The following is an 11,973-nucleotide window of genomic DNA, read 5'->3' as shown; positions in this document are numbered from 1 at the left end:
CAGCAAAACTCACTCAATCGTGCCGTCCGCGTTTGAGCGCTTGCAGGATTGAGCGCCCATCTGAACCGCCGCCGCGGATTTGGCGGAGGCTCCAAGTCTTGAGAAGGTGGAGCCATGACAAGCAAGACGACGAGAAATGTTCACCCGAGGCCCGAGCCCGACGGGGTCGTATAGCTCTGTATCAGGCCAACGAGCACAGGTCGCGCTGGACGACGGTGACTTCCATTGCGGCCAAGATTGGCTGCACGCGCAGACCTTGCATGACTGAGTCAAGTAGGTCGAGATCGACAGTGGGCAGCGGGCCGGCGTTCCGACCGAGCTGGCCGAGAAGCCCAAGGCTCTGGAACGGAAGAACCGCGAGCTTCGCCAGCCAACGAGAACCTGCGCAAGGCAAGCGCTTATTTTGCGACGGCGGAGCTCGACCGCCGGTCCAAGCCATGATCGCATCGACGATGATCGTGCGGCGCGTGGGGTTGAGCCGATCTGCAAGATGTTGCCGATCGCCCCCTCGACCTACCGCGGAAGCAGATTATTCCCAAAGGCGGGCGACATGCCACCAGCGATGTTCAGATCTTCGGCAGAAGGCGATCTCGGGGCAATAGCTCTCATTGGAAGAGCACGAAGAGATCGCGCCTCTCAAGGTGCAGGGCCAATCGATCCAACAGATTGGACGTCGCGTGGGGCGGGCTGATTCGACAGTCTCGCGTGAACTGCGGCGCAACGGCCGCCCGCGCCGAACCAGAGGGCCATGGCCGCCCATGTGAGGACCATAGCGCCCGCATGAGGCCGGCCCGGCGCTCAGGGAAATGCGAGAGCCCGGAAATCCGAGCCGTACGGGACGATTCCGTCCTCCTCGCAACGAGACGTTTCGAACGCGGCGCGATCGTTTCAAACGCAAGCGCCGCGCGAATTGCGAGGATACCAAGCCGCGTCAAACCATGAATTCACTTCTGCACGCGAGAGGCTTTTAACCGCTCGGCAAATGTGCGCTATACCGAGTGCAAAGAGGGCACTAGCCTTATCGCATTATCCCTCGAAAGGAGAGATGGAGCGTGAGCGAATTTACGGGAGAGGTTCAAGCGAACATGGGCCTGGTCTTGGATCAGGTCTGTGCGGGGCTGCCGAATGGCGGTGACCACGAGAGCCGCCGGTATGTCGCTGAGCAACTGATCCAAGCGGTACGGGCGGGAAAAACGACTCTGGGGGAGCTGACCTCTGCGGGACGTCGCGCTGTCGTCTATCTGAAGAATGCGCCGAAATCAGCCTAGCAGTCCCTTGTTGCCGGCCCGATCTGCCCTGCGTTCGCTCGCAGGCAACCGCGTACCCGACAGACCTCGTGGTGTTAGGGCACATTGACGGGTGGCATGGGCGCCGTCGGGCGCGGCATGAACGCGCTTTGGTGGTGGCCGCGTGCCGCCAATATGATCGCGAAAGCCGTGAGAACGATCAGGAGTCCACGCATATCGACAGATTACTCGGAGAGCTGTATCGCATTATGAAACGGCTCATAGCCGGTGTGCCGAATCAACAAGAAAACGAAGCTGTTGTATCATTCGATGAGGCGAACGCGGTTGGACTGCAAAGCGCCAAAGTCATAACGCTTGGTCTTGCGGCAAGACGGCAAAGTCATGCCTTTTGTGCCGAAAACGTGCGTACGGGCCTCGTTGGAAGCAGAAATCTGCGGCGGATTTCAATCGTAGGATCAATCGCTGGATGCCTTCGTTCTTGGCCTTCTCTTGGGCTTTCGTCCCCGTCACGAGTTCACCGAACGGGCCGCGGATCATGAGCGTCTAGGCCTCCAAGCTTCTCCTGACCACTTGCGACAGAGACTGACCCACGAGCTGTTCGTAAGCGCCAGGATCCGTCGCGCCCTCGGTATTGATGAGGAAGACCCGTGCGTCAGGTTCAAGACCAGTCAAGCGCGCGAGGTCGAATCGGCCGCAACTTTCAGCAACCCTGCCAACCAACCCCGCCACTTTCGCCTGCAACGATAGCCGGATCACCGTCCCGGGGATTGGCCAAACGGTTCATAATCCCGACGGCCTCCTCGTCATCGACAATCATAAAAGCGTCGGCTGCGCGCGAAAGGATGCGCCAAGCGACGAGCGAAGGTTCGTAGCACTCTAGCATCGCCATCACCGTCGGCTGCCCATGAGCTACCTTGACGCAATGCCCGGTTCGAGCGCTTTCAAACAGGCACGCTGCGCGCGATGGATCGACAACCGTGAAGGACGGGCGACTATCACCTAACGACACCGAAAAATGTCCAAGACCGCTGCGGCAAGTCCACCGACTCCTGACTGGACGAGGACGTGGGTCGGAGGTTCGGGCAACTGTCGTAGTGCTTCGGTCAGGAGCGCGGAGATCCCTGCATTACCAGACCAGGGATAGCCCGGCCAGGACCTGTCAGACACCGTGATTCAGCCGTTCTCTGCGGCAACTCGGGATGCTTCGTCAACGGAGTCATCGTAGTTGCCGCTGACGCGGATCATCTGCGCGCCATGTGGGACGATTGCTGCGCTACGCTGATCGCTGACGCCCGAGTGAATGAATATAGCGCAGTTCGCCCCCACGAGCTGAGCGCCGTGCGCTACGGACCTGCCATGATTGCCGTCCGTTGGCGCAGGATACCGTCATCCCCCGTGCTACGGCCTTCACCTCAGGTGCGTGAAGCTCCGAGATGTCAACAGCCCTGCCGAGGCGCGGAGTTGCTACTTCTAAGACGAGCCGGATGACGGCATAGGAGCCGCCCAAAGCCTTGAAACTGCCAAGCCCGAGCCGGTGACCCTCGTCGTTGACTTGGACCGACCCCACGCCAATCTCGTGGGCGAGGCCCGGCAAGGAAATCAGCGCTGTTTCCTTGTGGCCATTGCGATATCAAGAAACCGTTCCACCTCGCACGCAGCTTCGCGACTCAGCATGTTGGCATCCGCACTATCCAAAGGCGCCCGGTGGTCAGTGCGATGGTTAGGAAGCAACATGGTTCGAGTTGGCGCCGATCTAAGCATCGCGGCGATGCGCTTGCCGAAACACTAGCGGCAATCCCAGCGATGTCACGCCTTCTCGCTAATCCGCAAGAAATGGGAGGCCGCTCTCGATGACGACCCCGACGGTGCTCAGGCTCGGGCGGGTGATGCTGATGTTTGAAGATCCGGCAGGAGGGCGTTGCGGCCATCGCTCACCCGTTCCCGGCTGCACTCCTCGTTTTGAGCACCAGGAAGGATGACGATTTCTAGGCCGTGGACACGAACTCGGTCCTCATCACGTACCCAGATCCAGCAGCACGAGAGCAAAAGGCAGCAGAGGCAAGCGCGTTGGATTGCAGTGGCGGGCCTTGCTCCCAGCCGGTTGATGCGTGCCTTCATGTTCTGCCGGCCCGGACGGCCAAAGCGCGGCCGAAGTCGAACCAGCATCGACGCTGGTCGTGATCCCGTTGCACGGTGAAGCAAGGACCTCCGATGGCAAGGCGTCCTTCGTAGCCGAATGGAGACTCTGCGCGCTATTCGAGCGCGGAAATTCGGCAGCGTGAACTCGTGCGCCGTGCGAAGAGTAGCGTTGGCCCCAGCCCGCAGATGATGGCGCCTGATGCCTGTCGCGCCTGAACGAAGAATGAGGGCCTTTTTTGCAAAGCCATCCCTCGTCTTCTGTCCCCAATAGGTCACAATCAGGTCTACGCTCGTGTTGAGTGCGAGCGAAATGAGCCCAGGACGATGAACTGCATGCTGACACTCCCAGATGGGTCGACGAGTTGCGGGATGAACACGAGAAAGCATGCGGCTGTCTTGGGGTTGAGCGCCTCTATGACGATGCCCTGGCGAAAAGCAGAATGCGCATCTGTCGTCTGCAATTCTATCGGATCGACGCTTGTCTCGCGCCACGCCTTAATCCCGAGCCAGATGAGATATAGGCCTCTGGCGATCTTTAGGAAGGTGAACGCTTCTGCGCTTGCGACAACACGGGCAGACAGACCGACGGTGCCGCCGAAAACGTGGACAAGCCCTCCGGTACCCAGGCCAACGCTCGATGCGAGCCCTTCACTTCTGCCGCCAGCAAGCGTGCGGGCCACAATATAGAAGAGACCCTGGCCCGGCGTGACCACCACAAACAATGCCACCACCAGGAACAAAAATAACGTATGCGAGTTGAACATCGCTCAACCCGATTATCGTTTCAACTGGCGTTAGCGGCGCCAATCTTCTTGCATGATGGCTAGACCCGTTTCACGCCCGAGTGCAATTGCAGAAAGCTCAGGACTGCAGCGGCCGTTTGGCTCGCTACAAAGCCATTTGTAACGCCGCCGGCCGGCCGCTGGACGGTTCTGGCTCATTTGCGCTCTTGTCGGAAGACGGAATGCACAGCCGACGCCTCGCAGGCCTTTGCGCCGACGAAAGCGGCGGCGCGTGACTGAGCGACCCAAGGCTTCGCGGTCATGGTTGTCCAACAGTCGGATGACCAGTTTCGGCTGCTCGAAGAAGGAATGCACGTCTTCTCTGAGAGATATTCCTACTGCCGGGTTGACGGCCTTGACCAGAACCAGAGGACGTCAATCTGGTACAGCAAGAATGCCGCAGACTGGCTCTATGGAAGGAACCAGTTCTAGCCTACATCGGTGTCATGAATGCTCCACAGCATAGGCCACCGAGATGAGCAATGAAAGCGCTCACCTGCACTCTGACACAGCGATCGGCGCACCGGTTTACAAGACCTGGATGTGCGCGCTCTGCGGGGTTGTTTACAGCGAGCGGGAGGGATGGCCGGACGAGGGCATTCCGCCGGGCACTCGCTGGGAAGACGTCCCCGACGAGTGGATCTGCCCCGATTGCGGCGCAGACAAGAGTGAATTCCAGATGACTGAGGTCTGAACGAAATCCCGTTGATGCTGCGAGCAACGTGCGCGGCATTCATCAATTGCCAGGGAGCTAGCATGTACGTCCCCCCACATTTCGCCGAGTCGCGCCCTGAGGCGCTTCACGATCTCATCAACAAAAATCCTCTCGGCATCCTCTTTACTAACGGGAAGAGCGGGCTCGACGCAAATCACCTGCCTTTCGAGTTGCATGCGAAGGAAGGGCAGCAGGGCGTGCTTCATTCACATGTGGCTCGCGCAAATCCCATTTGGCAGGATATCGCGACGGGAAACGAGGTGCTGATCGTATTCCGCGCCGGGGATGCCTACATCGCGCCGAACTGGTATCCGAGCAAGGTCGAGTTCAAGAAGCAGGTCCCGTCCTGGAACTATATGGTGGCTCATGTGTACGGACGCGTGACAATCCGCGACGATGAGCGTTACGTTCGTGGCATGGTCGCGCGGCTGACGCGCATCCATGAGGCGAAGCAGGCCGATCCTTGGAAGATGACTGACAGCCCCAAGGACTACATCGATATGATGCTCAAGATGATCGTCGGAATCGAGATCGAGATCACACGACTCGTTGGCAAGTCGAAGCTTAGTCAGAATAAAGAGGTCCGGGACATTCTCGGTGCAGGGAACGCGCTCAAGGCCCAGGGCAAGGATGTGATCGGCGATGCAATGCTGGCCGCCGCTGTGGCCAAAGCGGAGCAGGCCTGACTCATATCCGACGGAGCGACATGCTCGGAGAAATCGTGGCGCAACGACCTACTTGTGATCCTCGGGTATGACGGGGCCAAACCCATCGGCGGCCCTGCGCAAGCATGGATAATCTCATTCGCCCTACGATCGTCTGCCGCTGGCGAAAGCTGTAGTTGGACTCAAAAACTGGAGATCAGTGCGCGTTCTTCCCGGCGCGCTGCGGAGCACCCAACCCAATGTTCAAGTTCGCGGCGAGCGCCGATTGCCGCGAAAGAGACCTGAGCGCGGCCATCCAGATATTATCTGGCAGTTTCCATCCGTGGGCGCTTGGACAGTTTGGCCTTTCTGTTCGCGCGGACCGATGCCTCAAGGACACCTTTCAGGCGGACTGCGGCCGCCTGCAATTCCGCGACGGAAAAGCCGCCGAAGCCGAGCATTAGACCGAACCGAGCAGGCGCATTTTGGTACATGGGCGAGATCGGTCGCACAACCAGCCCGGCCTTGTGTGCTTGCTCGGCAAGCTTGACGTCGTCGAGGCCGGCAGGAAGCCAAAGCACCAGGTGCATACCTTGGTCGCTGGGTTGGAGCGCTGTCCAGGACGGCAGCTCCGTCTCAATGGCGGAGATCAGGGCCACGCGCCGTTCTGCGTAAGCGCCCCGGATGCGCCGTATGTGAGCTTCGAAATAGCCCTCGCGCATATATTGCGCGAGCATATATTGATCGGCTGTCGGAGAATGGCGGTCAATAAGAGCACGGGCGCCCGCGAACGCATCCACCAGCGGAAGGGGAACGATGGCGTATCCGATCCGCATGGATGAAAACAGCACTTTGCTCATCGTCCCGAGATAGACGACACGTGTAGGATCGAGTCCCTGCAGGGACGGAAATGGATGTCCCGCGTAGCGAAGTTCGCTGTCGTAATCGTCCTCGACAATCCAGGCATTGTTTTGACGGGCCCAGGACAGCAGAGCCGTGCGTCTCCCCATGCTCATCGGCATGCCGAGCGGATATTGATGCGATGGCGTAACGAACGCAACCCGAGCCTTCGGGCATCGGACGAGACCTTCGTGGACGTCGATGCCCTGCGCGTCGACGGGAATGCGAGAGGTCTGGACGTTGAAGTTTCCGAGAACCGCGACAATACCGGGATAGGCGGGGTCTTCCGCCCATACTGCGTCTCCGTCCGCAAGAAGAACGGTTGCAGCCAGAAAAAGACCCTGCTGCGTACCCGCCGTGATCACGACTTGGCCGGCCTCGCATTTCACTCCACGGGCTTTACGAACGTAGTCAGTAATCGCGAGCCGCAAATCAGGCAATCCTTTCGGGTCGATGTATCCCGACGGGGCAGCCACGCGCAGCGCTCGGACGCGATTACCGAGACGGCGCCACTTGTCATCCGGGGCGACCGCGCCTGCCGGATGAGCGATTGCAAATGGCGCCGTCCCTTGCGGCCGAAGAGCTTGCGCGACCTCTGCAAGACGGGCGACGTTCTCCCGCAACACAGGGCCGATCCGCGGCGGCGCAATGAATGCCTGCGGTGGGCTGACGAGTTCGCGACCGCCGTTGACGTTGGCGACGATCGTGCCGCCTCTGGCGCGCGCCTCGAGGTAGCCTTCCGCATGTAGCTGACCGAACGCCTCAATGACCGTACCCCTCGCGAGTTGGAGCGATGCCGCGAGGGCGCGGGTGGACGGCAGCCGTTCGCCCGGCTTCAACATCCCGTTTGATATCGCCTCGCGAAGTGCCTGTGTAAGTTGTTGTCCGACCCGGCCTGCGGCCTTGTCGAGAGAGCCCAGCGAGGGAATTGCGATGATGTTTCGGCGCCTTGCCATTGCCGTTCTGGTCTACCTGTCCGCTCGTACTTTGAAGTCCAGAATAGACCAACTCTGTGAGTCATTGAAAGAAATCGTCACAAACCGCTCTACCGCTCGGTTTCGACATCCAACCCGCCGAGCAGCGATGGCCTTGCGGGTCAACGACCATTTCCCCACGACGTAGGTAGCTCGGCCCGAGGCCGTGGAAGATCGCCTCGTTGAATCGACGGGCTGAGCATCTTCGTTGTTGAGAGGCTATCCAGTTTCGAAGCCCGTCGAGAGTGTGAAATCCATCGGCCGCGTAGCAGCGGACGTCCGGAAGGAAAGCCTGCATCAATTCGGCGAGCGCATGTCCCGGATCGAGGTCCAAGCACCCTGCTGGCCCTCAGCTCTGCCAGGGCCTCCGGGGTCCCGACCGCTCGATGAGGCGCGCGAGCTGCAAAGTGAGCTTCACTGTTGCATCGCTTGCGGAGAAGATGCGCTCGCCGTCGCCTCCTGCGATCAGAATCCGCTGGCTTTCGATCGGCCTCGCGCCTGCTGGCGGCGAGCGCCTCTTGCAAGGGTTTGCGGGCGCGCGCGAGCCGTGACGTGCGGGAAGTGATCTCAATGCGTGTCTATATGTTGAAGGCGGCTGCGGCGCTCAGGCGCTACATCGATGATCGCCTTGTACAGATGGATCGGCGAGCATCAGCGATAGCTCCCTACCAGACCAATGAAGAATGCATGATCTGAGGTTCTCCGCAGGCGCGGACGCCCCCGCGGCGAGGGTTGCTGTTCGGCGCCAAGCAGAGGTTTGCCCTGAACCAAGCTCCAGCCAGACCTGCAGTTCATTGCGAGGAGCGGGCGTCTTCACCGTCGAGCTGAGCCAGCAGCCAGTCTGCAAACGCTCGTACGGCCGATCTTTGTCGGCTGGCGCGCGGATAGATGAGACGGTGACCGACGTAACTGATATCGGTCGCACGTCCCGCCAATGGGGCAACCAATCGCCCATTGGCCAGTTCAAGCTGGGCCAGGAGGGTTGATTCCAACGCCACTCCCAATCCCTCCGCAGCGGTCGCAATTGCAAGAAAGCTCCGATCGAACCTCATGCCGTGGAGCGCGGGGGCTTCCAATCCGTTGGCAGCGAACCATTGATGCCACTGCACCTGCTTCACGTCTGAGCGGATGAGCGTCTGATCGAGGAGATCAGCGGCCTTCCTTATCGATTTTGCGAGCGAGGGAGAGCAGAGCGGCGTGACCGTCTCCTCTGGTAGTGGAACAATCTCGACGCCTTCCGCGCGCGGCGGACCGTAGACGATGTCGATATCGAAATCATCGTTGCTGAAGCGCGCATAATCCGTGCTTGCGGCCAGTCGAACCTCGAGCTTCGGGTAAGCAGCGAGAAACTGCGCAAGCCGTGGCGCCAGCCATTGCGCAGCAAAACTTGGGGCGGAATGGACGCGCACCAGTTGTGGGCGGCGGGCGGCGACTTCTTCAAGCCCGCGGCGGAGCTGATCGAACGCCGCCCCGGTGTGACGCATCAGATTTTCGCCGGCTGGCGTGAGCCGCACAGATCGCGCGCTGCGCTCGAACAGAACGGTCCGAAGCGTGGCCTCCAGCTTGCGAATCGCGTGACTGACGGCGCTCGGCGTCAGGTGAAGCTCATTCGCCGCATCGCGAAACGATCCGGTCCGGGCTGCGGCTTCAAAGGCACGAATTGAGGATATCGGGATCTTCGAGAGCATTCGATAAGTGAACCAGATTCATCGATCCGTGACAACTGCGCGTTTGTAGGGCCGGCCTCCGCAGGTCATTCCTAAATCCAGCAAGGAAGAACAATTTGCGGGAGGAATTGATGCTGCTCAGCGGTAAGACGGCAATCATTTCGGGCGCGGCCTCGCCGCGGGGCATCGGGCTCGCAACCGCCCGGCGGTTCGCCGCCGAGGCCGCTCGGGTGGCCATTCTGGATGTCGACGCGGGCGCCGCGGCGGAAGCTGCGGCATCGCTTGGAAAGTCCCACATTGGACTGGCGTGCAACGTCGCCGACAAATCGCTCTGCGAACAGGCAGTCACCCGTGTGATCGAAACCTTCGCAGGCATCGATATCCTGATCAACAATGCCGGGATCACCCAGCCCGTCAAGTTCCTGGACATTTCACCGGCCGATTGGGATCGAATTCAGGACGTCAATCTCAAGGGTATCCTGTTTCTGTCCCAGGCGGTGATCCCGCATATGCGCGCACGGAAGTCCGGGTCGATCGCGTGCATGTCGTCCGTCTCGGCCCAGCGCGGTGGTGGAATTTTTGGCGGGCCACACTACTCGGCTGCGAAAGCAGGGGTCCTTGGCCTCGCCAAGGCGATGGCGCGGGAGTTCGGCCCTGACGGGATTCGCGTCAACTGCGTTACGCCCGGCCTGATCGGCACGGATATTACGGCAGGCAAGCTGAATGATGAAATGAGAGCGAAAATTCTGGAAGGCATTCCGCTCAATCGCCTCGGCACGGCAGAAGATGTCGCCGGTATCTACACCTTCCTGGCCTCGGACCTATCTGCCTACGTCACGGGTGCCGTGATCGACGTCAACGGCGGCATGCTTATCCACTGAGCCAGCGAGATAAGGTCCAGATCGATGGAAACGCCCACCAATGCGCTTATCAACGCGCCCAAGCTAGCGGACCGCGCCTACAACATCCGCCGCAATGCGCTGCGCATGGGCGAAGTCCAGGGGCAGGGTTATATCGCGCAGGCGCTCGACATCTCCGATGTTCTCGCCGTGGCCTATTTCCACGCCATGCGTTACCGGCCTGAAGACCCGTCCTGGGAGGGCCGGGACCGCTTTCTGCTCTCCAACGGACATTATGCCATCGCACTCTACGCAGCTTTGATCGAGGCGGGAATTGTCCCGGAGGAAGAACTCGAAACCTATGGCAGCGACGAGAGCCGCCTGCCGATGTCGGGCATGGCCTCCTACACGCCCGGAATGGAAATGTCGGGCGGATCGCTCGGACTTGGGCTGAGCATTGCCGTCGGCATGAGCCTAGGACTCAAGCGCAAGAGATCCGAGGCACAGGTATACACGTTGTTTTCCGATGGCGAACTCGACGAAGGCTCCGTCTGGGAAGCGATCCAGTCGGCAGGCCACTACAAGCTCGACAATCTGATCGGCATCGTCGACGTCAACAATCAGCAGGCGGATGGTCCTTCCACGCAGGTTATGGCCTTCGAGCCGCTGGTCGACAAGCTTCAGGCCTTCGGCTGGTTCGTGCAGCGGATCGACGGCAACGATCTCGATGCCGTACTTACCGCGTTCGACGCCGCCAAGTCCCATCCCGAGCCCAAGCCGAGGATGATCGTCGCCGACACTCTGATGGGGAAGGGCGTTCCTTTCCTGGAGCAGCGCGAGAAGAATCATTTCATCCGCGTCGAGCAGCACGAATGGCAGCTCGCGCTTGCCGCGCTGGAACCTGGGAGGCAGGCATGAGGACCATCAGATCAGCACCGCAGCCGCGCAAGCCGCGCCTGACCACCTCCGCCATGATCGCATCGATCGCTTCTGAAAGACAGAAGACGAAACCGGCGCCCTTTGGACATGCGCTCGTCGAGCTCGCCCGCAGCCGCCCTGAGGTTGTCGGCATGACGGCCGATCTGGGCAAATACACCGATCTACACATCTTCGCGAAGGAATTTCCGGACCGTTATTATCAGATGGGCATGGCCGAGCAGCGTCTGTTCGGCGCTGCGTCGGGCCTTGCCGCCGAAGGCTTCATGCCGTTCGCGACCACTTACGCCGTGTTCGCATCGCGACGGGCTTACGACTTCATACACCAGACGATCGCGGAGGAAGATCGCAACGTGAAGATCGTCTGCGCGCTGCCGGGGCTGACCTCGGGCTATGGCCCGAGCCATCAGGCCGCAGAAGATGTCGCCCTGTTTCGCGCGATGCCGAATATGACGGTCATCGATCCCTGCGATGCTCACGAAATCGAGCAGCTGGTGCCCGCCATCGCGGCCCATCACGGGCCTGTCTACACCCGCCTGCTGCGCGGCCAGGTGCCGCTCGTGCTGGACGAATATGATTACAAATTCGAGCTCGGCAGGGCCAAGCTGATTCGTGACGGGAAGGACGCCCTGGTCATCTCATCCGGCATCATGACCATGCGTGCGCTCGAGGCGGCGCAAACCTTGAAGGGCGACAGCATCGACACTGCGGTGCTGCATGTTCCAACCATCAAGCCGCTCGACACTGAGACGATCTTGCGTGAATCCGGCAAATCGGGCCGTCTTGTCGTCGTTGCCGAGAACCACACGTCGATTGGCGGCCTTGGCGAGGCAATTGCCGCGGTTCTAACGCGTTCAGGCGTTCATCCGCGTTTCCGCCAGATCGCATTGCCGGACGAATTTCTTGACGCTGGCGCACTTCCGACACTGCACGACCGCTACGGGATTTCTACCGCAGAGGTCGCAAGGCAGATCAAGCAGTGGCTTGCACCGGCGCTAAGCGCCAATCCAGCCAAGTCCTTGTGAGGAGCTACACCCGTCGCATGTTGCGGCGGCGAGCGATGACTCTTGCCTACATGCCGGCGGTCGAGAGCGGTGAACCAAGAGACGCGAAAGCTGCACGCCAGCGCA

The 11,973-nt window shown here is 60.4% G+C and carries 10 protein-coding genes, 2 pseudogenes and 1 other annotated feature; of the genes and pseudogenes, 8 read left to right on the top strand and 4 right to left on the bottom strand.

Features of this window, described 5'->3' with window-relative positions; genetic code table 11:
• Window positions 1-98 precede the first annotated feature (98 nt).
• The 3 genes and pseudogenes from AC0L3J_RS33675 to AC0L3J_RS33665 form a co-directional block, all read left to right on the top strand.
• Window positions 99-517: pseudogene (locus AC0L3J_RS33675) on the top strand (IS3 family transposase); the annotation flags it as partial.
• Window positions 396-508 (top strand) — a sequence feature (AL1L pseudoknot). Its footprint overlaps the pseudogene before it by 113 nt.
• Window positions 518-641: 124 nt before the next feature.
• A complete protein-coding gene (locus tag AC0L3J_RS33670) occupies window positions 642-764 on the top strand; it encodes a helix-turn-helix domain-containing protein (RefSeq protein ID WP_473349928.1) in 123 nt (40 codons plus the stop codon).
• Between the two features lie 288 nt (window positions 765-1,052).
• Complete coding sequence (locus AC0L3J_RS33665; protein WP_085348737.1) at window positions 1,053-1,268, top strand: hypothetical protein; 216 nt, start codon at window positions 1,053-1,055, stop codon at window positions 1,266-1,268.
• A 522-nt stretch (window positions 1,269-1,790) separates the two neighbouring features.
• Here AC0L3J_RS33665 and AC0L3J_RS33660 read toward each other — a convergent pair.
• Window positions 1,791-2,981 (bottom strand): annotated as a pseudogene (locus AC0L3J_RS33660) (diaminopropionate ammonia-lyase).
• 689 nt (window positions 2,982-3,670) lie between these two features.
• Complete coding sequence (locus AC0L3J_RS33655) at window positions 3,671-4,150, bottom strand: LysE family translocator (protein ID WP_473349927.1); 480 nt, start codon at window positions 4,148-4,150, stop codon at window positions 3,671-3,673.
• Window positions 4,151-4,643: 493 nt separating this feature from the next.
• Between AC0L3J_RS33655 and AC0L3J_RS33650 the strand changes: the two genes are divergently transcribed.
• Both AC0L3J_RS33650 and AC0L3J_RS33645 read left to right on the top strand, forming a co-directional pair.
• Window positions 4,644-4,862, top strand: coding sequence for a rubredoxin (locus AC0L3J_RS33650; RefSeq protein WP_007600162.1), 219 nt, complete (start codon window positions 4,644-4,646; stop codon window positions 4,860-4,862).
• A 62-nt stretch (window positions 4,863-4,924) separates the two neighbouring features.
• A complete protein-coding gene (locus tag AC0L3J_RS33645) occupies window positions 4,925-5,569 on the top strand; it encodes an FMN-binding negative transcriptional regulator (RefSeq protein ID WP_007600163.1) in 645 nt (214 codons plus the stop codon).
• Window positions 5,570-5,850: 281 nt separating this feature from the next.
• Here the strand turns inward: AC0L3J_RS33645 and pdxR are convergent, their stop codons facing one another.
• Both pdxR and AC0L3J_RS33635 read right to left on the bottom strand, forming a co-directional pair.
• Window positions 5,851-7,383 carry a MocR-like pyridoxine biosynthesis transcription factor PdxR gene (pdxR, locus tag AC0L3J_RS33640; RefSeq protein WP_231189028.1) on the bottom strand — a complete coding sequence of 511 codons (1,533 nt, stop codon included), beginning with the start codon at window positions 7,381-7,383 and terminating at the stop codon, window positions 5,851-5,853.
• Window positions 7,384-8,192: 809 nt separating this feature from the next.
• Window positions 8,193-9,089, bottom strand: coding sequence for a LysR substrate-binding domain-containing protein (locus tag AC0L3J_RS33635; RefSeq protein WP_473349926.1), 897 nt, complete (start codon window positions 9,087-9,089; stop codon window positions 8,193-8,195).
• 110 nt (window positions 9,090-9,199) lie between these two features.
• On the opposite strand from AC0L3J_RS33635, the gene AC0L3J_RS33630 reads away from it, so the two are divergent.
• Genes AC0L3J_RS33630 through AC0L3J_RS33620 form a run of 3 tightly spaced genes read left to right on the top strand, consistent with a single transcriptional unit; the run spans window position 9,200 to window position 11,868 of the window.
• Window positions 9,200-9,949: an SDR family NAD(P)-dependent oxidoreductase gene (locus tag AC0L3J_RS33630; protein WP_473349925.1), complete on the top strand. Its 750-nt coding sequence runs from the start codon at window positions 9,200-9,202 to the stop codon at window positions 9,947-9,949.
• 24 nt (window positions 9,950-9,973) lie between these two features.
• On the top strand, window positions 9,974-10,825 hold the full coding sequence (locus AC0L3J_RS33625) for a transketolase (RefSeq protein WP_473349924.1): 852 nt from the start codon (window positions 9,974-9,976) through the stop codon (window positions 10,823-10,825).
• Window positions 10,822-11,868, top strand: a complete 1,047-nt coding sequence (locus AC0L3J_RS33620; RefSeq protein WP_473349923.1) for a transketolase family protein — start codon at window positions 10,822-10,824, stop codon at window positions 11,866-11,868. Before AC0L3J_RS33625 ends, AC0L3J_RS33620 begins: the two co-directional genes overlap by 4 nt.
• Window positions 11,869-11,973: the final 105 nt, after the last annotated feature.

This window comes from Bradyrhizobium sp. Kon37 (assembly GCF_055807535.1).
Note: the sequence above shows the minus strand (reverse complement) of the source record. Positions and strands in the feature narration are given on the sequence as shown.